Source organism: Acidovorax sp. GW458-11-26-14-TSB4 (assembly GCF_059423865.1).
The window spans coordinates 73,922-98,184 of sequence record NZ_JBWKYR010000008.1; the positions used below are offsets into that span (position 1 = coordinate 73,922).

Genomic DNA, 24,263 nt, shown 5'->3' on the forward strand with positions numbered 1-24,263 from the left:
TTTACCAACCAGCTAATGCTTTCCCAAGGAAAGCGGAGGTCAGCGGAATATGAGCGATACGACGACCGTCTATCAAGCCTACCAAGGCAACACCTACCTCTTCGGCGGCAATGCGCCCTATGTCGAAGAGATGTACGAGAACTACCTCGCCAACCCCGGCAGCGTGCCCGACACCTGGCGCGAGTATTTCGACGCACTGCAGCATGTGCCTGCCGTCGATGGCTCCAATGCCAAGGACGTCCCCCACCTTCCCGTCGTCAATGCCTTTGCCGAGCGCGCCAAGCAGGGCGGCACCAAGGTCGTCGTGGCCACCGGTGCAGACTCCGAGCTGGGCCGCAAGCGCACCGCCGTCCAGCAGCTGATCGCCGCCTACCGCAATGTGGGCCAGCGCTGGGCTGACCTCGATCCCCTGAAGCGCACCGAGCGCCCTGCGATCCCCGAACTCGAAGCCTCGTTCTACGGCTTCAGCGACGCGGACCAGGAAACCGTGTTCAACACCAGCAACACGTTCTTCGGCAAGGAATCCATGCCGCTGCGCGAGCTGATCAACGCGCTGCGCGAAACGTATTGCGGCTCCATCGGTGCCGAGTACATGTATGCCACCGACCAGAACCAGAAGCGCTGGTGGCAGGAAAAGCTGGAAACCATCCGCAGCAAGCCCAGCTTCGGCGCCGACAAGAAGAAGCAGATCCTCGACCGCCTGACGGCCGCCGAAGGCCTGGAACGCTTCCTGCACACCAAGTACGTCGGCCAGAAGCGTTTCTCCCTTGAAGGGGGTGAGAGCTTCATCGCCGCCATGGACGAACTGATCCAGTCCGCTGGCGCCAAGGGCGTGCAGGAAATCGTGATCGGCATGGCCCACCGCGGCCGCCTGAACGTGCTGGTGAACTCCCTGGGCAAGATGCCTGCGGACCTGTTCGCCGAGTTCGACCACACCGCACCCGAAGATTTGCCGGCCGGTGACGTGAAGTACCACCAGGGCTTCAGCTCCGACGTGACCACCCCCGGCGGCCCGGTCCACCTGTCGCTGGCGTTCAACCCTTCCCACCTGGAAATCGTGAATCCCGTGGTCGAAGGCTCGGTGCGCGCCCGCATGGACCGCCGCGCCGACCCCCAGGGCAAGCAGGTGCTGCCGGTGCTGGTGCACGGCGACGCGGCCTTTGCCGGTCAGGGCGTGAACCAGGAAACCCTGGCGCTGGCCCAGACCCGTGGCTATTCCACGGGTGGCACGGTGCACATCATCATCAACAACCAGATCGGTTTCACCACGTCCGATCCGCGCGACGCCCGCTCCACGCTGTACTGCACCGACATCGTGAAGATGGTCGAGTCGCCCGTGCTGCACGTCAACGGTGATGATCCTGAAGCCGTGGTGCTGGCCACCCAGCTTGCCCTCGAATTCCGCATGGAATTCCAGAAGGACGTGGTCGTGGACATCATCTGCTTCCGCAAGCTCGGCCACAACGAGCAGGACACACCTGCCCTGACCCAGCCGCTGATGTACAAGAAGATCGGCCAGCACCCCGGCACGCGCAAGCTGTACGCCGACAAGCTGGCCACCCAAGGCCTGGGCGAGACCCTGGGCGACGACATGGTCAAGGCCTACCGCGCTGCCATGGATGCGGGCAAGCACACGGTCGACCCGGTGCTGACCAACTTCAAGAGCAAGTACGCCGTGGACTGGAGCCCGTTCCTGGGCAAGAAGTGGACCGACGCGGGCGATACCGCGATCCCTCTGGCCGAGTGGAAGCGCCTGGCCGAGAAGATCACCACCATCCCTGAAAGCGTGACGCCGCACCAGTTGGTCAAGAAGGTTTACGACGACCGCGCGGCCATGGGACGTGGCGACATCCCCGTGGATTGGGGCATGGGCGAGCACATGGCCTTCGCCTCGCTGGTGGCCAGCGGCTTCCCCGTGCGCTTGTCCGGCGAAGACTGCGGCCGCGGCACGTTCACGCACCGCCACTCGGTCATCCATGACCAGAAGCGCGAGAAGTGGGACACCGGCACCTACGTGCCCCTGCAGAACGTGAGCGAGAACCAGGCTCCGTTCGTCGTGATCGACTCCATCCTGTCCGAAGAGGCGGTGCTGGGCTTCGAGTACGGCTACGCATCCAACGACCCCAACACCCTGGTGATCTGGGAAGCCCAGTTCGGCGACTTCGCCAACGGCGCGCAGGTCGTGATCGACCAGTTCATCGCCTCCGGCGAAGTCAAGTGGGGCCGTGTCAACGGCATCACGCTGATGCTGCCGCACGGCTACGAAGGCCAGGGCCCAGAGCACAGCTCGGCCCGCCTGGAGCGCTTCATGCAGTTGTCGGCCGACGCCAACATGCAGGTGGTGCAGCCCACCACGGCAAGCCAGATCTTCCACATCCTGCGCCGCCAGATGGTGCGTGATCTGCGCAAGCCGCTGATCATCATGACGCCCAAGTCGCTGCTGCGCAACAAGGACGCCACCTCGCCGCTGTCCGAGTTCACCAAGGGCAGCTTCCAGACGGTGATCCCGGAGCAGGACGAAGCCATCGTGAAGAAGGCTGCCAAGGTCAAGCGCGTGATTGCCTGCTCGGGCAAGGTCTACTACGACCTGGTCAAGAAGCGCACCGAGCGCGAGGATGACGACGTTGCCATCATCCGCGTCGAGCAGCTGTATCCCTTCCCGCACAAGGCATTCGCGGCCGAGCTCAAGCGCTTCCCGAACGCCACGGACGTGGTGTGGTGCCAGGACGAGCCACAGAACCAGGGCGCCTGGTTCTTCGTGCAGCACTACATCCACGAGAACATGCTGGATGGCCAGAAGCTGGGTTACTCCGGCCGCGCGGCGTCCGCATCGCCTGCCGTGGGCTACTCGCACCTGCACCAGGAACAGCAAAAGGCGCTGGTGGACGGCGCGTTTGGCAAGCTCAAGGGTTTTGTCCTGACCAAGTAAGGCCGGCAACCCCCGAATACACAGAACAGAACCCCATTCCGAAAGAATTGATATGGCTATCGTAGAAGTCAAAGTCCCCCAGCTGTCCGAGTCCGTGGCAGAAGCCACCATGCTCACCTGGAAGAAAAAGGCCGGTGAAGCGGTCGCAGTGGACGAGATCCTGATCGAGATCGAAACCGACAAGGTCGTGCTCGAAGTGCCCGCGCCTTCCGCTGGCGTGCTGTCCGAAATCATCCAGGGCGACGGTGCCACCGTGGTGGCCGAGCAGCTGATCGCCAAGATCGACACCGAAGGCAAGGCCGGTGCTGCTGCGCCTGCAGCGGCCGCCGCAGCAGCTGCCCCCGCTGCCGCTGCTGTTGCATCGGCTCCCGCGCCTGCTGCTGCCACCGGCGGCTCCAAGGGCGATGTGGCCATGCCTGCGGCCGCCAAGCTGCTGGCCGAGAACAACCTGTCCGCATCCGATGTGGCCGGTTCGGGCAAGGACGGCCGCGTGACCAAGGGCGACGTGCTCGGCGCGGTCGCTGGTGGTGCCGGCGGTGCCGCCAAGGCGGCCGTGGCAGCTCCCAGTGCCATTCCTACAGGCGTGCCTACCAAGGCACTGCCCCAGGTGGCGGCCCCGGCTGCCAAGGAAGACCTGAGCGGCCGCCCCGAGCAGCGCGTGCCCATGAGCCGCCTGCGCGCACGCGTGGCCGAGCGCCTGCTGCAGTCGCAATCGACCAACGCCATCCTGACCACGTTCAACGAAGTGAACATGGCCCCGGTGATGGACATGCGCAAGAAGTTCCAGGACGCGTTCACCAAGGAACACGGCGTGAAGATCGGCTTCATGAGCTTCTTCGTCAAGGCGGCCGTGCACGCCCTCAAGAAGTACCCCGTGCTCAACGCCTCGGTCGATGGCAACGACATCGTCTACCACGGCTTCTTCGACATCGGTATTGCCGTGGGCTCGCCCCGCGGCCTGGTGGTGCCCATCCTGCGCAATGCAGACCAGATGAGCTTTGCCGACATCGAGAAGAAGATCGCCGAGTTCGGCCAGAAGGCCAAGGACGGCAAGCTGGGCATCGAAGAGATGACCGGCGGGACGTTCTCGATCAGCAACGGCGGCACCTTCGGCTCCATGCTGTCCACCCCCATCATCAACCCGCCGCAGTCGGCCATCCTGGGCGTGCACGCCACCAAGGACCGCGCCGTGGTGGAGAACGGCCAGATCGTGATCCGCCCGATGAACTACCTGGCCATGTCGTATGACCACCGCATCATCGACGGCCGCGAAGCCGTACTGGGCCTGGTGGCCATGAAGGAAGCGCTGGAAGATCCATCGCGCCTGCTGTTCGACATCTGATAGCACCCGAATCGACCCACCCGCGTGGCCGGCCCCTGGCCGCGCCCGCCGGTGGGTCTTTTTTCAATGAACAAGTATTGAGACCGACATGAGCAAACAATTCGACGTGATCGTCATCGGCGGCGGCCCCGGCGGCTATGTGGCTGCCATCCGTGCAGCGCAGCTGGGCTTCAATGTGGCCTGCATCGACGAGTGGAAGAACGAAAAGGGCGGACCCGCACCCGGCGGCACCTGCACCAACGTGGGCTGCATCCCCTCCAAGGCGCTGCTGCAATCGTCCGAGCATTTCGAGCACGCCAACAAGCACTTTGCCGAGCACGGCATTTCGGCCAGCGACGTCAAGATCGACGTGGCCAAGATGCTGGCCCGCAAGGACACCGTCGTGAAGCAGAACAACGACGGCATCCTGTACCTGTTCAAGAAGAACAAGATCACGTTCTTCCACGGCCGCGGCTCGTTCGTGAAGGCCGCCGAAGGTGGTTACGAGATCAAGGTGGCCGGCGCCGCCGAAGAGTCCATCACCGGCAAGCAGATCATCATCGCCACCGGCTCCAACGCCCGTGCGCTGCCCGGCACGCCGTTCGACGAAGAGTTCGTGCTGTCCAACGACGGCGCGCTGCGCGTGGGCGCGGTGCCCAAGAAGCTGGGCCTGATCGGCTCGGGCGTGATCGGCCTGGAAATGGGCTCGGTGTGGCGCCGCCTGGGTGCCGAAGTCACCATCCTCGAAGGCCTGCCGACCTTCCTGGGCGCGGTGGACGAGCAGATCGCCAAGGAAGCCAAGAAGGCCTTCGACAAGCAGGGCCTGAAGATCGAACTGGGCGTGAAGGTCGGCGAGATCAAGACCGGCAAGAAGGGCGTGAGCATTGCCTACACCAACGCCAAGGGCGAAGCCCAGGCGCTGGAGGTGGACAAGCTCATCGTCTCCATCGGCCGCGTGCCCAACACCATCGGCCTGAACCCCGAAGCCGTGGGCCTTGCCCTGGACGAGCGCGGCGCCATCGTGGTCGATGCCGACTGCAAGACCAACCTGCCCGGCGTGTGGGCCGTGGGCGACGTGGTGCGCGGCCCGATGCTGGCGCACAAGGCCGAGGAAGAAGGCGTAGCCGTGGCCGAGCGCATTGCCGGCCAGCATGGCCACGTGAACTTCAACACCGTGCCCTGGGTCATCTACACCAGCCCCGAGATCGCCTGGGTGGGCCGCACCGAGCAGCAGCTCAAGGCCGACGGCGTCAAGTACAAGGCCGGAAGCTTCCCCTTCCTGGCCAACGGCCGCGCACGTGCGCTGGGCGACACCACCGGCATGGTCAAGATGCTGGCCGATGCCGACACCGACGAGATCCTGGGCGTGCACATCGTGGGCCCACAGGCCAGCGAGCTGATCTCCGAAGCCGTCGTGGCCATGGAGTTCAAGGCCAGCAGCGAAGACATCGCGCGCATCTGCCACGCCCACCCCAGCCTGAGCGAAGCCACGAAGGAAGCGGCCCTGGCCGTGGACAAGCGTACGCTGAACTTCTGATGATCTGATCTCCACCCCGTGGAGATGGATGGCGCCGTCGCCCTGAGAAGGGCGGCGGCGCCTTGTGCATTGTTCAATCCCAGCAGAGGCGAGCGCACCGTGACTGTCAAACAGGCCTACCTGGCCGAACTCGAGGCCAAGGGTTTCCAAAGCGACCCCGCGCAGTTGCGCGCCGTGGATGCGCTGCAGCGCTGCGCCGATGAGTGGGCGACCTACAAGGAGCGGCGCTCCAACGCGTTCAAGAAGCTCATCAACCACCCCGACATCCCGCGCGGCGTCTACATGTACGGAGGGGTAGGGCGGGGCAAGAGCTTCCTGATGGAATGCTTCTTCAACGCCGTGCCCTTGAAGCGCAAGGTGCGCCTGCATTTTCACGAGTTCATGCGCGAGGTGCACCGCGAGCTGGCGGGCCTGCAGGGCACGCAGAACCCGCTCGATGTGCTGGGCGAGCGCATTTCCAAGCGCTACAAGCTGATCTGCTTCGACGAATTCCACGTGGCCGACATCACCGACGCGATGATCCTGCACCGCCTGCTGGCGTCGCTGTTCGAGAACGGTGTGGGCTTCGTCACCACCTCCAACTTCAAGCCCGACGACCTGTACCCGGGCGGCCTGCACCGCGACCGCATCCTGCCCGCCATCGCGCTGCTCAATGAGCGCCTGGAGGTGGTGAACGTGGACAACGGCACCGACTACCGGCGCCGCACCATGGAGCAGGTCAAGCTCTACCACATGCCCCTGGGCCCCGATGCCGACGCGCAGATGAACGAGGCCTTCAACCAACTGGCCGAGGTGCATGACGAAGACCCGGTGCTGCACATCGAGGCGCGCGAGATCCGCGCCAAGCGCAAGGCTGGCGGGGTGGTATGGTTCGATTTCCGTGAGCTCTGCGGTGGGCCGCGTTCGCAGAACGACTACCTGGAGATCGCCACGCAGTTCCACACCGTGCTGCTGTCCGACGTGCCCTACCTGCCGGTGGCCATGGCCTCGCCCGCGCGGCGTTTCACCTGGCTGGTGGACGTGCTGTATGACCGGCGCGTGAAGCTCATCATGTCGGCGGCCGTGCCGCCCGAGGCGTTGTACACGGAAGGTCCCCTGGCACATGAGTTCCCGCGCACGGTGTCGCGCCTGAACGAAATGCAGTCCAAGGAATTTCTGGCGCTCGAGCGCCGCGTGGTGGATACAGGGTTGACATGACAAGCAAGACGACAACGCGGCGCTTATTCTTCATCCCCGCGCTGTGCCTTGCGGTGCAGGCGGTTGTGTTGGCGCCGGCCAGGGCGCAGGACGATGCCCCCGATGCATCGCCCGAACGCAAGGCGGCCCATGCACAGCGCAAGGCCGAGCGGGCGGGCATCGACCAGGAGCGCAAGGCCATTGCCGAGCGGCAGCTTGGTGCCGACAAGGAGTGCTACAAGCTCTTTGCGGTGGAAGACTGCCTGCGCACCTCGCGCAACCGCACGCGCGAGGCCGAGGCCGGGCTGCGCAAGCGGGAAATGCAGATCAACGATGCCGAGCGCAAGGAGAAGGCGGCCGACCGCAGGCGCAGCATTGCGGAGAAGCAGAGCGCCCAGCCCGGGCCGCCTGGTGAAGTGCCCGAGGTGGGGATCGGCGTGCGTGGTCAGCCGCATGTGCAGACCCCGCGCACGCCGCGTACCCCCAAGACCCCTGTGGTTCCCACCCCGCGCACCCAGGACATCCAGCAGCGCGAGGCCGAGAGGGCCCAGCGTGCCGCCGAAGCAGCCCAGCGTGCGGGCCGCGCCCGCGAGCGCCATGCCGAGGAGCTGAGGGCGGCCGAAGCGCGCCGCGCCCGGGTAGCGCGCGACCAGGCCGCTGCCGCCGCATCAGGCCGCAAGCCGGCCGCACCGCTGCCCGTACCGGCACCGGAGGCAGCGAAGTAAGACGCGGATATCGCCGCCCCGGCTCCCATCCAGGGGCGATGTTGGTGGGGTGCGGCAGCAGCCCGCAGGGCAGCGGGGTGCTGCCAGCGCCTTCAGGCCTTGCTGGTCGTGGTGCCTGCCGCCGCAGGGGCGTTGGGGGCAGGGCGCGCACCCATGCCCATGCCCTGGATGGGCTTCTTCTCCTCGATCAGGGCCTCGATCTTCACGATCACCAGCGACAGGTTGTCGCCGCCCCCGCGCGCCCGGGTGCGGGCCTTTTCGATCAGGAACTCGGTCGCTTCACGCGGCGAGAGCGATTCGACCACCGAGGCCAGCTCGGTCGGCGAGAAGTAATGCCACACGCCGTCGCTGCAGGCCATGAGCGTGTCGCCTGGGTGCAGCTGGGGGATCATGTGGGTGGTGATGGGCGGGTCGCTCTCGGTGCCCAGGCAGCCCACCAGGATGTTCGAGTGCGGGTGGTTGTTGGCCTCGGCTTCGGTCAGCTCGCCGCGGTCCACCAGGGCCTGCACGTAGGAGTGGTCGCTGGTACGGTGCGCCAGGCGCCCGCCCTGGAAGTGGTAGATGCGCGAGTCGCCGGCATGCACCCAATGGCAGTCGCCGCGCGGGTTGATCAGGAAGGCGGCAATGGTGCTGTGCGGCTCCTGCTCGGCCGAGATGGCGGTGAGGCGGATGACGATGTGCGCTTCTTCGACCATGCTCTTGAGCATGGCGGCCGGGTCGTCGGTCTCGGGTGAATAGCGCTCGAAGAGCTGGCGCGCGGTCATCATGACCTGGTCGGACGCCTTGCGTCCACCGCTGCGTCCCCCCATGCCGTCTGCCACGACCCCCAGCACGCAGCCGTTGTGCCGCTCGTGTGCAATCAGGGCCACCTGGTCTTGCTGGTACTCGCGGTCACCCTTGTGGATGCCGGTGGAGGCGATAAGGCGAAACGCTTTGGTGCTCATGCTGGTGATTGTGGTGTGCCAACGGGCCTGTCTGTCGTCTGGATGCTCTGAAGCGCGTATTATCCGCCCGCCTGTGGCATTTTTGCCATGACTGCCGGGCACCCTCTCTTGAAATCCACCCACCTTCCGCCCCTGCGGCGACCGATCACGCGGCGCATGGAGCGCTTGCTACACCGCCGGGAGCGCGCCTGATGCCGCTGGCCGAGGTGGTGAAGGAGGTGTTCGCACCCGGCGGCCTGCTGGCGCGCGCCGATGCCCAGTTTCGCCCGCGCGAAGGCCAGACCCGCATGGCCGCCGCCGTGGCCCGCACCATGGAAGAAGGCGGCAAGCTGGTGGTGGAGGCCGGCACCGGCGTGGGCAAGACCTTCTCCTACCTGGTCCCGGCACTGCTCAGCGGCGAACGCGTGCTGCTCTCCACGGCCACCAAGGCGCTGCAGGACCAGCTGTTCGCACGCGACCTGCCGCTGCTGGCCGAGGTGCTGGGCGTGCCTGTGCGGGCTGCCTTGCTCAAGGGCCGGGCCAGCTACCTGTGCCTGCACCGCATGGTGCAGGCACGCCAGGACGGTGCGGTAACAGATCGTAATGTCGTGCGTGTGTTGGCCAAAGTGGAAGACTGGTCGCGCACCACCCGAAGCGGCGACCTGGCCGAACTCACGGGCCTGGACGAACGCTCGCCGGTGATTCCCCTGGTGACGTCCACGCGCGAGAACTGCTTGGGCGCCAGCTGCCCGCGGGCGCGTGAATGCCATGTGAACATCGCCCGGCGCGAGGCACTGGCGGCCGACATCGTGGTGATCAACCACCATCTCTTTTTTGCCGACATGGCCGTGCGCGAATCCGGCGTGGCCGAACTGCTGCCCTCGGTGCGCGTGGTGGTGTTCGACGAAGCGCACCAGATCAGCGAGACCGGTGTGCAGTTCCTGGGCCTGCAGCTGTCCTCGGGCCAGTTGCTCGACTTTGCGCGCGACCTGCTGGCCGCCGGCCTGGCGCATGCGCGCGGCCTGGCCGACTGGGTGGTGCTTGCGGACCGGGTGGAACGCGGCGTGGACGACCTGCGCGCTGCGGGCGGCGCGCAGGGCAAGCGCGGCTGGGCCGGCATGGTGCCCGAGGGGGCCGATTCAGCCGCCTGGCAGGCCAGCCTGCGCGCCCTGGCCAGCGCCTGCGCCCAGGCCCAGGAAGCCCTCGACACCTTGAGCGAGACCGCGCCCGACCTGGCACGTCTGTACGAACGCAGCACCGAACTGCTGGCGCGCCTGGCGCGCTTTGCCGGCCCCTGCAGCGATGATGCGGTACGCTGGATCGACCTGGGCGCCAGTACCCAGGTGCGGCTGGTCGAATCGCCGCTCGACATTGCCCATGCCATGCGCACCCGCCTGCTGACCCAGCCCACCCAGAGCGTGCAGGGCGACGAATGGCCCGACCCCGAGGGCGAGCGCGAGCGGGCCTGGATCTTCACCTCGGCCACGCTGGGCGCCGACGAGGGCCTGACCTGGTTCGTGGAGCGTTGCGGCCTGGAAGGGGCCGAGATCCTGCGCGTGGACAGCCCCTTCGACTACGCCACGCAGGCTGCGCTGTACGTGCCGCGCCACCTGCCCAAGCCGGCCGATCCGGCGCACAGCGCAGCCATTGCCCGGCTGGCCGGTGATGCCGCCGCCCGCATCGGCGGGCGCACCCTGGTGCTCACGACCACGCTCAAGGCCCTGGCCTCGATCGGTGATGCCTTGCACCGCCGGTTCGGCGATGGGCAGTCGCTGTCGGTGCTGGTGCAAGGCGAGTGGCCCAAGCGCCGCCTCATGGAGCGCTTTCGCGAAGGCAGCACGCATGGCGCTCCGGGGTGCATCCTGGTGGCCTCGGCCACGTTCTGGGAGGGCTTCGACGTGCCGGGCGATGCCCTGCAGCTGGTCATCATCGACAAGTTGCCGTTCCCGCCGCCGGGCGATCCGCTGGTCGAGGCGCGCAGCCAGCGCATCGAAGAGGCGGGGGGAAGTTCGTTTCAGCAGTACTCGGTGCCCGAGGCGGCCGTGGCGCTCAAGCAGGGCGCGGGCCGGCTGATACGGCGCGAGTCGGACCGCGGGGTGCTGGTGGTCGGCGACACGCGCCTGGCCACCATGGGCTATGGCAAGCGGCTGCTGCGTGCCCTGCCGCCCATGCGGCGCCTGGAGTCCCCGGAGGATTTTGAGGCCGCGCTGGATGATCTGCTGGCGGCGAGTTCAGACGCCGTCTGAACGGGTCAGTGGATTACCAGAACTTCCACCATGGATCCGACTTGCCCTTGAGCCCGGCGCGCACGTACTCGCTTTGCGGATACGAGGCGTCCATCACGCGGCGGGTGTCGTCGCGCAACTGGGTCATGCCCAGGGCGTCGTAGGACTGCATCAGGATGTAGAGCGCCTCTTCCACGGCGGGCACGCCCTGGTAGTCGGCCACGGCCACCTGGGCGCGGCTGATGGCGGCCACATAGGCGCCGCGCTGGTAGTAGTAGCGCGCCACGTGCACTTCGTACTGGGCCAGCGAGTTGACGATGTAGGTCATGCGCTGGCGCGCGTCCTGGGCGTAGCGCGAGTCGGGGAAGCGTGTGGCCAGTTCGCTGAAGGATTCGAACGAATCCTTGGCGGCCTTCTGGTCGCGCTCGGACAGGTCCTGGCGCGACAGCCACGAGAACAGGCCCAGGTTGTCATTGAAATTGACCAAGCCCTTGAGGTACAGCGCGTAGTCCAGCGCGGGACTGGCGGGGTGCAGCTTCATGAAGCGGTCGAGCGTGGCCACGGCCTGCGCCTTTTCACCGGCCTTGTAGTGGGCGTAGGCCTTGTCCAGCTGGGCCTGCTGGGCCAGCGGCGTGCCGGCGGCACGGCCTTCGAGCTTCTCGAACAGCGGCACGGCCTTGTCGTAGCCGCCCGAATTCATTTCATCCTTGGCTTCGGAGTAGATGCGGTTCGGGCTCCAGTTGGCGGTCTTGTCTTCCGTGGTGGTCGAGCACCCGGCAAGGACACCTGCAGCCAGCAGGGCGGAGATAAACGGCAGTGGGGCACGAAGCATCGCAAGCAGCTTTCAGGCAAAAAAAGGAAACCGGATGTTCCGGGAGCGGCCGGTGCGGGCTGGCGGCACCGGGGCAGGCCGGGAAAAACCGAACATGCATTGTACCGGCCGCTCCCGGCTCCTGAATCTCACTGTCGCAAACGTTTCGGTTACGGGATGCACCGGGCTTTCTACAATGGAGTCCATGTTTGTTCACTTGCGCCTGCACACCGAGTATTCCGTCGTCGACGGCACCAACCGCATCGACGAGGTGGCCAAGGCCGCCGCCGCCGATGGCCAGCCCGCCCTGGCCATCACCGACCTCAACAACCTCTTCGGCGCCATCAAGTTCTACAAGGAAGCCCGGGGCAAGGGCGTCAAGCCCCTGCTGGGCGCCGAGATCTTCCTGGAGGGCGAGGGCACGGCCCCGCCCTCGCGCATGATCGTGCTGGTGCAGAACCGGCAGGGCTACCTCAGCCTGTCGGAACTGCTGGCCCGCGCCTGGACGCGCAACATCGTCAAGAACGTCGCCGTGTGCACCTGGGAATGGCTGCAGGAACTGTCCGAAGGGCTGATCCTGCTCTCGGGCGCCCAGGCCGGCCCCGTGGGGCAGGCCCTGCTCAAGGGCGACGACGCCGGTGCCGCTGACCTGGCGCTGCGCCTGGCGGGCATCTTCCCGCACCGCTTCTACATCGAGCTGCAGCGCGCCGGCCGCCCCGACGACGAGGCCCACGTGTTGGCCGCCGCGCAACTGGCCGCGCGCCTGCACCTGCCCGTGGTGGCCACCCACCCGGTGCAGTTCGCCGATGCCGAGGGCTACGAGGCTCACGAGGCGCGCGTGTGCATCGCCGAAGGCGAGATCCTGGCCAACCCGCGCCGGGTGCGCCGCTTCACGCGCGAGCAGTATTTCAAGTCCTCGGCCCAGATGCAGGCGCTGTTCGCCGACATTCCCTCGGCGATTGCCAACACAGTGGAGATCGCCCAGCGATGCAACCTGACCCTGGTGCTGGGCAAGCCGCAATTGCCGGACTTTCCCACGCCCGGCGGCATACCGATCGACCAGCACTTTCGCAATGCGTCCTTCGAAGGCCTGGAAGAGCGCCTGAAGCTGCTGTTCCCGAAAGAGGCCGACCGTGAAGCGCAGCGCCCACGCTATGTGGAGCGGCTGGAGTTCGAGATCGGCACCATCCTCAAGATGGGCTTCCCCGGCTACTTCCTCATCGTGGGCGATTTCATCCAGTGGGCCAAGGAAAACGGCTGCCCCGTGGGCCCGGGCCGGGGTTCGGGCGCCGGCTCGCTGGTGGCCTATGCGCTCAAGATCACCGACCTCGATCCGCTCGAATACAACCTGCTGTTCGAGCGTTTCCTGAACCCCGAGCGGGTGTCCATGCCCGACTTCGACATCGACTTCTGTCAGTCCAACCGCGACCGGGTGATCGACTACGTGAAGGAAAAGTACGGCAAGAACGCCGTGAGCCAGATCGCCACGTTCGGAACGCTGGCCGCCAAGGCAGCCATCCGCGACGTGGGCCGCGTGATGGACATGAGCTACACCTTCTGCGACGGCATCTCCAAGCTCGTGCCGGGCAAGCCCGGCATGTCCTATACGCTGCAGTACCCGCCTGAAGTCAAGAAGGATGGCGACAAGAACAACTACGCGCTGGAGCTCGAGCCCATGCTCTACGAGCGTGTGCGCAAGGAGGAGGACGTCAGGACCGTCATCGAGATGGCGCAGAAGCTCGAGGGCATGACGCGCAACATCGGCATGCACGCCGGGGGCGTGCTGATCGCGCCGGGCAAGCTCACCGACTTCTGCCCGCTGTACCAGCAGCCGGGCAGCGAATCGGCCGTGAGCCAGTACGACAAGGACGACGTGGAGGCCATCGGTCTGGTGAAGTTCGACTTTCTGGGCCTGGCCACGCTCACCATCCTGGAGATTGCGCGCGAGTTCATCATGAAGCGCCACAAGGGCCAGGAGAACTTCGCCTTCGAGGCCATCCCGCTCGATGACGGACCGACCTACAAGCTCTTCTCCGACGGCAAGACCGAGGCCGTGTTCCAGTTTGAAAGCCGTGGCATGCAGGGCATGCTGCGCGAAGCGCGCCCGAGCCGGCTGGAGGACCTGATCGCGCTGAACGCGCTGTACCGCCCGGGTCCCATGGACCTGATCCCCAGCTTCGTGAACCGCAAGCATGGCAAGGAAGTGGTGGAGTACCCGCACCCGCTGGTGGAGAAGGTGCTGGCCGAGACCTACGGCATCATGGTCTACCAGGAGCAGGTGATGCAGACCGCCCAGGTGCTGGGCGGCTACAGCCTGGGCGGCGCCGACATGCTGCGCCGCGCCATGGGCAAGAAGAAGGCCGAGGAGATGGCCGAGCACCGGCTGATCTTCCGCGCCGGTGCCGCCAAGCAGGGCATCAGCGAGGAGAAGGCCGACGAGGTGTTCGACCTGATGGAAAAGTTCGCGGGCTACGGCTTCAACAAGTCGCACGCGGCCGCCTACTCGCTGCTGGCCTACCACACCGGCTGGCTCAAGGTGCACTACACGGCCGAGTTCTTCTGCGCCAACATGACGGTGGAAATGGACGACACCGACAAGCTCAAGGTGCTGTTCGAGGACGCGCGCAAGAACTTCGGCATGAACTTCGAGCTGCCCGACGTGAACCGCGGCATGTACCGCTTCGAGCCGGTGACCGACAAGGTCATCCGCTACGGCCTGGGGGCCGTCAAGGGCGGTGGGCAGGCGGCCATCGAGGCCATCGTGGCGGCGCGCGAAGGGCGCGGCGAAGGCCCCAACGGTTCCATCAAGGGTCCGTTCAAGAGCCTGTTCGACTTCTGCCTGCGCGTGGACCGCGCGCGCATGAACAAGCGCACGGTGGAGGCACTGATCAAGGCCGGCGCCTTCGACTCGCTCAACCTCAACCGCGCTTCGCTGGTGGCTTCCATCGACCGGGCCTTCGACTTCGCCGCGGCCTCGCTGGCCAACGTCAACCAGGGCGGCCTGTTCGACATGATGGGCGACGACGCCCATGGATCGAGCACGCAGGAACCCGACCTGGTGGACGTGACGCCCTGGGGCATCAAGGAGCGCCTGACGCTGGAGAAGACGGCGGTGGGCTTCTACCTCTCGGGCCACCTGTTCGACGAGGTGGCGGTGGAGGTGCGGCGCTTCGTGCGCACGCAGATCGACGAGCTGCTGGACAGCCGCGAGCCGCAGATCCTGGCCGGCATCATCAGCGACTTCCGGGTCATCAACGGCCAGCGCGGCAAGCTTGCGCTGTTCAAGCTGGACGACAAGTCGGCCGTGATCGAGGCCTCGGCCGACGAAGCCTTGATCAACACCTACAGGAACCAGCTCAAGGAGGACGAGTTCGTGGTGATGATGGGCCGGCTGCAGCTGGACCATTTCAGCGGCGGCCTGCGCGTGAAAGTGCAGCAGGTGTGGGACCTGGCCGGCGCGCGCGCGCGCTTCGGCAAGTACCTGCATGTGGTGGTGAATGACAAGGCGCCCGAGGTGCAGAAACTGCTGCGCGAGTTCCCGCCGCGCCGCGAGGAGGCGCCCGAGGGCGACCTGCTGCACGGCCTGCGCGTGCGCATGGGGCTGCGCTGCACGGGCACCCCCCAGGGGGCCGCCGGCAGCGCCACGGCCGTCGCCGAGATCCAGCTGTCCGACAGCAGCCGCTTCTACCCCAGTGATGCTGCCCTGGCCGCCTGGAGCGCGCAGGTTGGAGCCGGCTCGGCGACCGTGGTTTATGACTAGGAGGGCTGCCGTTTCATATTCGCCCAAAGGGTGTTTTGTCGGTCTGCATATGGCCTGGCAAGAATATTGCTCAGGCCAGCCTTGAAAAAAAACGGATGAACATCAGATTTCTCCTGCGGCAGCGTTACGCGCGTGTCGCTAGAATGAAATTCATGGCAACAAAACCACCTTCTCCCAAAGCCGCGCCGCCTGTCACCAGGCCTGCGCGGGATGACGGCGGTTCGGTCGTGCTGGAAAGACGCACGCAAAAGACCCAGCCGCCACAGATGTACCAGGTGGTCATGCTCAATGACGACTACACGCCCATGGAGTTCGTGATCGTGGTGCTGCAGGAGTTCTTCAGCAAGGACCGGGAGCAGGCGACCCAGATCATGCTCAAGATCCACCTCGACGGCAAAGGCGTCTGCGGCGTGTATTCGCGCGACGTGGCGGCCACCAAGGTCGAGCAGGTGCTGGATGCGGCCCTCAAGGCCGGGCACCCGCTGCAATGTGTCAGTGAACCTGTTGAATAACAGGTTTTTCGTCCCGATCTACAGTTATCCATTCCACGCAAGCACAAAGGAGTTCACATGATTGCCCAAGAACTGGAAGTCAGCTTGCACATGGCCTTCGTCGAGGCCCGCCAGCAGCGCCACGAGTTCATCACCGTGGAGCATCTGCTGCTTGCACTGCTTGATAACCCCAGCGCAGCGGAGGTGCTGCGCGCGTGTTCGGCCAATATCGACGATCTGCGTTCGTCGCTGTCGAACTTCATCAAGGACAACACCCCCCAGGTGGCCGGCACCGATGAGGTGGACACGCAACCCACGCTGGGTTTCCAGCGCGTGATCCAGCGCGCCATCATGCACGTGCAGTCCACCGGCAACGGCAAGAAGGAAGTCACCGGAGCCAACGTGCTCGTGGCCATCTTCGGCGAGAAGGACTCGCACGCCGTGTACTACCTGCACCAGCAGGGCGTGACGCGCCTGGACGTGGTCAACTTCATTGCCCACGGCATCAAGAAGGGTGAGCCACCAGAGCCCGCCAAGGCCGAGAACCAGGCCGAGGGCGAGGAGGGAGGCTCTGCCGAACGCAACGAGAAGGCCTCTCCGCTGGAGCAGTTTACGCAGAACCTGAACCAGGCCGCCAAGGATGGCAAGATCGATCCGCTGATCGGGCGCAACTACGAGGTCGAGCGCACCATCCAGATCCTGTGCCGCCGCCGCAAGAACAACCCGCTGCTGGTGGGTGAGGCCGGCGTGGGCAAGACCGCCATCGCCGAGGGCCTGGCCTGGCGCATCACGCAGAACGACGTGCCCGAGATCCTGGCCGAGGCCGTGGTGTACTCGCTCGACATGGGCGCGCTGCTGGCCGGGACCAAGTACCGCGGTGATTTCGAGCAGCGCCTCAAGGGTGTGCTCAAGTCGCTCAAGGACAAGCCCAACGCCATCCTGTTCATCGACGAGATCCACACCTTGATCGGTGCGGGCGCAGCCTCGGGGGGCACGCTCGATGCGTCCAACCTGCTCAAGCCGGCGCTGTCCAGCGGCCAGCTCAAGTGCATCGGCGCCACCACCTTCACGGAGTACCGTGGCATCTTCGAAAAAGACGCCGCGCTGTCGCGCCGCTTCCAGAAGGTGGACGTGGTCGAGCCCACGGTGGCCGAGACCATCGACATCCTGAAGGGCCTGAAGTCGCGCTTCGAAGAACACCACAGTGTGAAGTACGCCACGGCCGCCCTGCAGGCTGCGGCCGAGCTGAGCGCCAAGTACATCAATGACCGCCATCTGCCCGACAAGGCGATCGACGTCATCGACGAAGCCGGTGCCGCCCAGCGCATCATGGTGCCGAGCAAGCGCAAGAAGACCATCGGCAAGGCCGAGATCGAAGAGATCGTGGCCAAGATCGCGCGCATCCCGCCGGCCAATGTCTCCAACGACGACCGCAGCAAGCTGCAGACGCTGGAGCGTGACTTGAAGAGCGTGGTGTTCGGCCAGGACAAGGCCCTGGAAGTGCTCGCCAGCTCGGTGAAGATGGCACGCTCCGGCCTGGGCAAGGGCGACAAGCCGATCGGCTCGTTCCTGTTCAGCGGCCCCACGGGCGTGGGCAAGACCGAGGCCGCCAAGCAGCTGGCCTACATCATGGGCATCGAGCTTTTGCGCTTTGACATGTCGGAATACATGGAACGCCATGCCGTGAGCCGCCTGATCGGTGCGCCCCCGGGCTATGTCGGGTTCGACCAGGGTGGCCTGTTGACCGAAGCCATCACGAAGAAGCCGCACGCGGTGCTGCTGCTCGACGAGATCGAGAAGGCGCATCCGGACATCTTCAACGTGTTGCTGCAGGTGATGGACCACGGCACGCTGACGGACAACAACGGTCGCAAGGCTGACTTCCGCAACGTCCTGATCATCATGACGACCAACGCTGGCGCCGAGACCATGAACAAGGCGACGATCGGCTTCACCAACCCGCGCCAGGCGGGCGACGAGATGGGCGACATCAAGCGCCTGTTCACGCCCGAGTTCCGCAACCGGCTGGATGCCATCGTCAACTTCAAGGCGCTCGACGAGCAGATCATCCTGCGCGTGGTGGACAAGTTCCTCTTGCAGCTGGAGACGCAACTGGCCGAGAAGAAGGTGGAGGTCACCTTCACCGACACGCTGCGCAAGCACCTGGCGAAGAAGGGGTTCGATCCGCTCATGGGCGCGCGCCCGATGCAGCGCCTGATCCAGGACACCATCCGCCGCGCGCTGGCCGACGAACTGCTTTTCGGACGCCTCACCGAAGGTGGCCGCCTCACGGTGGACATCGAGATGAAGGTCGACGAGAAGGGCGTGGAACAGCCGGAAGTGCTGCTGGACATCCAGCCCCTTCCCAAGAAGGAACGCTCGGCCAAGTCCGAGCCCACCGAGCCCGAAGAAGCCACGGCAGATTGAGCCGCCGGCCTTTCACCTGAGCAAAGCCCGCAGCACCCGCTGCGGGCTTTTTTCATGGTGCATGCGGCGGTCGGCGCGAGGGCGGATAGCCAGGGCACGCCGGGCCTGCGGGGCATCAGCGTGGCGTCCGCAACAGCGCAGGCTATCACACGCTTTGTTGCATCAAAAAGAAAGGCCGCTCAGTGTTTTCCTTCAGGATTGCGCCATGTTTCTTGGGTAGAGTGGCACGGGAGCGCATCACTTTAATCAAGGAGTAATTACATGAGCCAGAAAGTCGCGTACGTCACCGGGGGCATGGGGGGCATCGGAACGGCTATCTGCCAGCGCCTGCACAAGGAAGGCTTCAAGGTCATTGCGGGCTGCGGCCCGACCCGCGACCACGCCAAGTGGCTGGCGGAACAAAAGGCACTGGGCTATACCTTCTACGCGTCCGTGGGCAATGTGGGCGACTGGGATTCCACGGTCGAAGCCTTCACCAAATCCAAGGCCGAGCACGGCAGCATCGACGTGCTGGTGAACAACGCCGGCATCACGCGCGACCGCATGTTCCTCAAGATGTCCCGCGAGGACTGGGACGCCGTGATCGAGACCAACCTGAACAGCATGTTCAACGTCACCAAGCAGGTGGTGGCCGACATGGTGGAAAAGGGCTGGGGCCGCATCGTCAACATCAGCAGCGTGAACGGCGAAAAGGGCCAGGCCGGCCAGACCAACTACTCGGCCGCCAAGGCCGGCATGCACGGCTTCTCGATGGCCCTGGCGCAGGAGCTGGCCACCAAGGGCGTGACGGTGAACACCGTGAGCCCGGGCTACATCGGCACCGACATGGTCAAGGCCATCCGCCCCGACGTGCTGGAAAAGATCGTCGCCACCGTGCCCGTCAAGCGCCTGGGCGAACCCAGCGAAATCGCCTCCATCATCGCCTGGCTGGCTTCGGAAGAGGGCGGCTACGCCACCGGCGCCGATTTCTCGGTCAACGGCGGCCTGCACATGGGCTGATGCCGCAGCAGATTGCGTCTAACGCGCAACAAAAAACCCGCCTCGGCGGGTTTTTTGTTTTCTGGAGCCAACGAGAGTTTCGAGGTCTGGAGAAAGCTCAGCGCAGCGGTTCTGGCCAGGGCTACTTTTGGTATGACAAGGCGCAGCAACGACGCCACAAGAGCTTTATTCAGCCTCAGCCAACGAATCGGCCATTGGAGCCCATGATGCCCAGGTCGATGAACTTCGACCCCACATAGGGCGCTCCGCCCGCGAAGTCCACCAGGAAGCCGCCCATGTCGTTGCTGCGCATGCCGGCCAGGGCCGAGCGCAGCTTGGCGCGGCTGAGGTCTTTGCCAGCGCGGTCCAGGCCGTCGATCAGCACGCGGGCATTCACATAGCCTTCGAAGCTGCGCGAGGAAAACTCCTGCTGGTTCACGGCGCGCATGGCGCGCTGGTAATCGCGCACCAGGGCCACGCTGGTGCGGGTGGCATCGGGCATGACCATTGACACCGCCAGGCCACCGGCTTTGGCGCCGAGCTGGCGGATGTTTTCGCCGCTGAAGGCGACGCTGGTGGCAGCCAGGGGCGTGCTGGCCGAAACTTTGCGGAACTCGTTGACGAGCGCGGCACTCACGTCGCCGGCCGTGCCCAGCAGCACCGTCATGGGTTTGGCGCCGAGGGTCTGCTGCACCACCTGGGCCACCTGCTCGCCCTTGGCGTCGAGCTTGAAGGCCTTGGGGGCGGGTTGGTTGACGCTCTTGAGGGCGCTGTTCACATCGGCCAGGAATTCGCGTCCGAACACCGTGTCCTGGTAAACCACGGCCAGGTCGGTGATGCCCATGGCCACGAGTTTCTTGGCCAGGCGCTGGGCTTCATCGGAGTAGCCGGCGCGCACATGGAAGACCGAGCGGTACTCGGGCTTGCGCAGCGAGGAGGCGCCGCTCTGCGGGGCCACGTAGGGGATCTGTGCTTCATCGACCAGCGGCATGATGCGCTGGTTGTTGGGCGTGCCCATGCACGACAGCAGCGCGGCCACATTGCCATCGGCAATCAGCTTGCGCACGTTCTCTTCCGAACGGGCGGGCTCGTAGCCATCGTCGAGCGCCAGCAGGCGCAGTTCGCGGCCATGCGTGCCGCCGCTGCGAGCGTTGGCCTGGGCAATGCCCGCATCCAGCCCTTGTTTGAGCTCCTTGCCCAGGCTGGCCAGAGGGCCCGTCAGGCCCAGGGAGCAGCCGATGGTGACCACCTTGGCGTCGATGGGATCCTGGGGGCCGGCCCAGGTGGAGGGCGTGAGCGAGAGGCCCGCAGCGGTGGCAAGAAGGGACTGGGTGAACTGGCGACGTTGCATGGAAGGAGACGATGGATCGAAGTAAAAGGCGCTGCCACGGGGTGCCCGTGGTGGCCAAGGCCCTGATCGCACGGATAGCGCAACCATGGGGAAAACCCTGATTCTAGCGTTTCAGCGTAACAAACGTCAAAAAAAGCGTTTCCGAACAACGGATATCCTTGGTGCCAGCCGGGGAGGGGACGCCAGCGGCCATCAGCGCGCGCAGCGCGCCAGGTACGCGTCCTCGAAACGCTTGAGGTCGCTGCGCTCGCCTTCGGTCAGGTCTGTGCGCGCCTTCTTGAGGTGCAGGATGCGGCGCGATTCGGCACACTGCTGGCCGCGGCGCGCCTCTTCGGCCTCCGAGGCCTGCTGCGCCATCTGCTGCTGGCGGTCTTCCTCGCGCCGCTGCTGGCGTGCCTCGCGTTGCTCCTTGTGGAGGCGGGATGCGGCATCGCTTTCCTCCTCGCGGCAATCGCGCTCGAACTCGCGGCGCATGCCGCTTTGCACGTCGGCCTTGATGTTCCGGGAGTAGGCCGTGCGCAGGGTATCGCTCAGTGTACGGCAGCGTTCGCTCATGTACTGCTGGTGGTCCGGTGCGGGCGAGGAGGGGACCGAGCGGCTGGGCGCGCGTTCGCTGCTGCGGTACTCGCTCACCGTGGGGCCGGCCGATACCGAGGTGGTTTTCATCCCCTGGGGGCAAGCGCGCCACGTGGTGTACTGGTTGCCATTGTCGTCGCGGCAGGTGTAGCGCGTCTGTGCGCCGGCTTCAGACGGCGTGAGGGCGCCCAGGGCCACCAGCACCAGGCTGGCGCATGCCAAGCGCAAGGATTGCCGGGTACGCGCCGGGTTGGCCGGGCTCAAGTAGTCCATCCGCAAGAGGTCTTCCTTTCCATTGGTTGTATCCCGGTCACCGGCGAGGGACTCGCCGGCCGCCTTCTGCCTCGATGCGAGAGGGCGTGTGCACCGGGCAGGCAATGCATGGATTGTTGGGCGCCTGGGGCATACGGGCGTTCTCCGCCTTGTCCACTGGCACCGCCAGGCGCTTGACAAGGTGTCCACTGGTCAGGGAAGACGGCTGTATGGGGCGCGGTCAGGCTACCGGCGGCATGGACCGGCGCAAGAAGAGGGCGAAGCTGGGGGAGGAGGCGGGCTACCCTGAGGCAGTGCAGGCGCAGTCAAGGCGGCGGCGCACTTCGCGGGACGCAAAAAAACCCCGCTGGGGCGGGGCTTTCCTGTCGGAGGGGGGTGAACGGTGAAAAGAAGGGGCGGCCCGGGCGGAACCCAGGGGCTGCCACACCTTCAGAAGCGGGCCGGTGCGCGCTTGCGGTCGCGTTCGTCTTCGGGCCAGGCGGACAAGATTGCGGTGGTGTTCATGTTGGAAAACTCCTGTGATGTACCAACAACGCACCCGCTCGCCACCCGGTTGACAGCGTTTCGCAAAAAAATGCAACCCAAAATCAAAAAATTTCCAGGACCGGATTGCTGCAAAAAATGTAGCAATTCATGCAAGCTGGTCAATATGTAAGACCTGGAAACAGGGGTGATGAATTACAGGGTTTTACAACTTAGGCGCCGGCAGTGGCCGAAATTTCTTCGAGCGCCGATGAAATTTCCAGCCAGCGTTCTTCGAGCTGCGCCGTCTCGTCGTGGCCGGCCTTGAGCCGGCGGCCGCACTCGGCGATCTCGGCGGGGGGAAGGGCCTCGGTGAGCTTGTGCTCAAGGTCTGCCCGCTCGGATGACAGGGCGGCCAGCCGCTTGTCGATCTGTTCGAGCTCCTTTTTCAAGGGGCGGGTCTTTTCCGCCAATTGCTGGCGGCTTTGGGCGTCGAGCTTGCGCTGGTCGCGGCCGCCCGTGGCGGCAGCAGGTGGCGGTGCCTTGGCGGGGCTGGGTGCAGGGGCCGCTGGTGCGGGCGCCGGTGCCGCTGCCACAGCAGCCGGTGTGGCAGCTGCCGCCTTCATGGCCGCGGCCTCGGCCTGGCGCGAGTATTCGCGCAGGCGCTTGGCCTCGTCGAGCAGGTAGCGCTGGTAGTCGTCCAGGTCGCCGTCGAACGGGCCGACCACGCCTCGGCCCACCAGCCAGAACTCGTCGCACACGGCGCGCAGCAGGGCCCGGTCGTGGCTGACCAGCATCACGGTGCCTTCGAACTCGTTGAGCGCCATGGACAGCGCCTCGCGCGTGGCCAGGTCCAGGTGGTTGGTCGGCTCGTCCAGCAGCAGCAGGTTGGGGCGCTGCCAGACCATCATGGCCAGCACCAGGCGCGCCTTTTCGCCGCCGCTCATGGTGCCCACGGCCTGCTTGACCATGTCGCCGCTGAAGTTGAAGCTGCCCAGGTAGCTGCGCAGGTCCTGCTCGCGCGAGGGCTCGCGGGCATTGGCGCCCATCTCCCGCGCCAGGCGGATCATGTGCTCCAGCGGGTTCTCGCCCGGGCGCAGCACGTCCAGCTCCTGCTGGGCGAAGTAGCCGATGGACAGGCCCTTGCCCTCGGTCACGGTGCCCGCAATGGGCGCCATCTCGCGCGCGATGGTCTTGACCAGCGTGGACTTGCCCTGGCCGTTGGCACCCAGGATGCCGATGCGCTGGCCGGCCAGCACTGACTTGCTCACGCCGGTGAGGATGGTCTTGACCTCTTCATCCGTCGTGTAGCCGAAGGCCGCGTCGCTGATCGCCAGCATCGGGTTGGGCAGGTTCACGGGCTCTTTGAACTCGAAGGTGAACTCGGCCTCGGCCAACAGGGGTGCCACCTTTTCCATGCGCTCCAGGGCCTTGACCCGGCTTTGCGCCTGCTTGGCCTTGCTGGCCTTGGCCTTGAAGCGGTCGATGAACTTCTGCAGGTGGGCGATCTTGTCCTGCTGCTTGGCAAACGCCGCCTGCTGCAGCTCCATCTGCTGGGCGCGCAGCTCTTCGAACTTGCTGTAGTTGCCGCCGTAGCGGGTGAGCTTGGCGCTGTCGATCTGCAGCGTGACGTTGGTGACGGCGTCCAGGAATTCGCGGTCATGGCTGATCACGATCATGGTGCCGGCGTACTTCTTGAGCCAGGCTTCGAGCCAGACCAGGGCGTCCAGGTCCAGGTGGTTGGTGGGTTCGTCGAGCAGCAGCAGGTCCGACGGGCACATCAGCGCGCGCGCCAGCTGCAGGCGCATGCGCCAGCCGCCCGAGAAGCTGTTGACCGGGCGCTCCAGCTCGTGCGCCTGGAAGCCCAGGCCCAGGATCAGCGCCTGGGCGCGCGGCACGGCATCGTGGTCGCCAGCATCGGCCAGGTCGGTGTAGACCTGGGCGATGGCCATGCCATGGTCGGCATCGTCGTGGGCCGTATCGCTCTGCTCCAGCCGTGCCAGCTCGGCATGCAGCTCGGCCAGGCGCGTGTCGCCGGCCAGCACGAAGGCGGTGGCCGTCTCGTCGGTCTCGGGCATGTTCTGCGCGACCTGTGCCATGCGCCATTGGCGCGGGATCGAAAAGTCGCCGCCGTCCTCGTGCAGGCTGCCGTTGAGCAGCGCGAACAGCGTGGACTTGCCGGCACCATTGCGGCCCACCAGGCCGACCTTCTCGCCCGGATTCAGGGTCACGGAGACGCTGTCGAGCAGCACCTTGGTGCCACGGCGCAGGACGATGTTCTTCAGGTTGATCATTCAG

15 protein-coding genes are annotated in these 24,263 nt (G+C 65.6%); 10 read left to right on the forward strand and 5 right to left on the reverse strand.

The genetic code is table 11. The features are described from left to right. Positions 1-49: 49 nt before the first annotated feature. The 5 genes from AC07X5_RS17765 (at position 50) to AC07X5_RS17785 (ending at position 7,688) form a co-directional block, all read left to right on the forward strand. Complete coding sequence (locus AC07X5_RS17765) at positions 50-2,929, forward strand: 2-oxoglutarate dehydrogenase E1 component (RefSeq protein ID WP_494771224.1); 2,880 nt, start codon at positions 50-52, stop codon at positions 2,927-2,929. A gap of 52 nt (positions 2,930-2,981) precedes the next feature. Next, positions 2,982-4,271: a 2-oxoglutarate dehydrogenase complex dihydrolipoyllysine-residue succinyltransferase gene (gene odhB, locus AC07X5_RS17770; RefSeq protein ID WP_494771225.1), complete on the forward strand. Its 1,290-nt coding sequence runs from the start codon at positions 2,982-2,984 to the stop codon at positions 4,269-4,271. 88 nt (positions 4,272-4,359) lie between these two features. Further along, positions 4,360-5,787 carry a dihydrolipoyl dehydrogenase gene (gene lpdA / locus AC07X5_RS17775; protein ID WP_494771226.1) on the forward strand — a complete coding sequence of 476 codons (1,428 nt, stop codon included), beginning with the start codon at positions 4,360-4,362 and terminating at the stop codon, positions 5,785-5,787. 99 nt (positions 5,788-5,886) lie between these two features. Next, a complete protein-coding gene (zapE, locus tag AC07X5_RS17780) occupies positions 5,887-6,984 on the forward strand; it encodes a cell division protein ZapE (protein WP_494771227.1) in 1,098 nt (365 codons plus the stop codon). After that, a complete protein-coding gene (locus tag AC07X5_RS17785; RefSeq protein ID WP_494771228.1) occupies positions 6,981-7,688 on the forward strand; it encodes a hypothetical protein in 708 nt (235 codons plus the stop codon). Before zapE ends, AC07X5_RS17785 begins: the two co-directional genes overlap by 4 nt. A 92-nt stretch (positions 7,689-7,780) precedes the next feature. Here AC07X5_RS17785 and AC07X5_RS17790 read toward each other — a convergent pair whose 3' ends face one another. Then, positions 7,781-8,632, reverse strand: coding sequence for a PP2C family protein-serine/threonine phosphatase (locus AC07X5_RS17790; RefSeq protein WP_494771229.1), 852 nt, complete (start codon positions 8,630-8,632; stop codon positions 7,781-7,783). A 191-nt stretch (positions 8,633-8,823) separates the two neighbouring features. Between AC07X5_RS17790 and yoaA the strand changes: the two genes are divergently transcribed. Beyond that, positions 8,824-10,857 carry a DNA repair helicase YoaA gene (gene yoaA / locus AC07X5_RS17795; RefSeq protein WP_494771230.1) on the forward strand — a complete coding sequence of 678 codons (2,034 nt, stop codon included), beginning with the start codon at positions 8,824-8,826 and terminating at the stop codon, positions 10,855-10,857. A gap of 13 nt (positions 10,858-10,870) precedes the next feature. On the opposite strand, the gene AC07X5_RS17800 is transcribed toward yoaA, so the two are convergent. After that, positions 10,871-11,668 (reverse strand): outer membrane protein assembly factor BamD, encoded by a 798-nt coding sequence (locus AC07X5_RS17800; protein WP_409958375.1) that lies wholly within the window; start codon positions 11,666-11,668, stop codon positions 10,871-10,873. A gap of 184 nt (positions 11,669-11,852) precedes the next feature. Here AC07X5_RS17800 and dnaE point away from each other — a divergent pair, with 184 nt between their 5' ends. From dnaE to phbB, 4 genes are all read left to right on the forward strand, one after another. Further along, the gene (dnaE, locus tag AC07X5_RS17805; protein ID WP_494771231.1) at positions 11,853-15,407 is read left to right on the forward strand and encodes a DNA polymerase III subunit alpha; all 3,555 of its coding nucleotides are present in this window, start codon (positions 11,853-11,855) and stop codon (positions 15,405-15,407) included. A 143-nt stretch (positions 15,408-15,550) separates the two neighbouring features. Continuing rightward, positions 15,551-15,919, forward strand: coding sequence for an ATP-dependent Clp protease adapter ClpS (clpS, locus tag AC07X5_RS17810; RefSeq protein ID WP_035203675.1), 369 nt, complete (start codon positions 15,551-15,553; stop codon positions 15,917-15,919). 57 nt (positions 15,920-15,976) lie between these two features. Beyond that, the gene (gene clpA / locus AC07X5_RS17815) at positions 15,977-18,325 is read left to right on the forward strand and encodes an ATP-dependent Clp protease ATP-binding subunit ClpA (RefSeq protein ID WP_494771232.1); all 2,349 of its coding nucleotides are present in this window, start codon (positions 15,977-15,979) and stop codon (positions 18,323-18,325) included. A 261-nt stretch (positions 18,326-18,586) separates the two neighbouring features. Beyond that, on the forward strand, positions 18,587-19,324 hold the full coding sequence (gene phbB, locus AC07X5_RS17820) for an acetoacetyl-CoA reductase (RefSeq protein WP_494771233.1): 738 nt from the start codon (positions 18,587-18,589) through the stop codon (positions 19,322-19,324). A 175-nt stretch (positions 19,325-19,499) separates the two neighbouring features. On the opposite strand, the gene AC07X5_RS17825 is transcribed toward phbB, so the two are convergent. The 3 genes from AC07X5_RS17825 to AC07X5_RS17835 form a co-directional block, all read right to left on the reverse strand. After that, positions 19,500-20,654 carry an ABC transporter substrate-binding protein gene (locus AC07X5_RS17825; protein WP_494771234.1) on the reverse strand — a complete coding sequence of 385 codons (1,155 nt, stop codon included), beginning with the start codon at positions 20,652-20,654 and terminating at the stop codon, positions 19,500-19,502. Positions 20,655-20,846: 192 nt separating this feature from the next. Continuing rightward, positions 20,847-21,503, reverse strand: a complete 657-nt coding sequence (locus AC07X5_RS17830; RefSeq protein WP_409962420.1) for a hypothetical protein — start codon at positions 21,501-21,503, stop codon at positions 20,847-20,849. Between the two features lie 695 nt (positions 21,504-22,198). Beyond that, positions 22,199-24,259 (reverse strand): ABC-F family ATP-binding cassette domain-containing protein, encoded by a 2,061-nt coding sequence (locus tag AC07X5_RS17835; RefSeq protein ID WP_409962422.1) that lies wholly within the window; start codon positions 24,257-24,259, stop codon positions 22,199-22,201. Between the last annotated feature and the right edge of the window lie 4 nt (positions 24,260-24,263).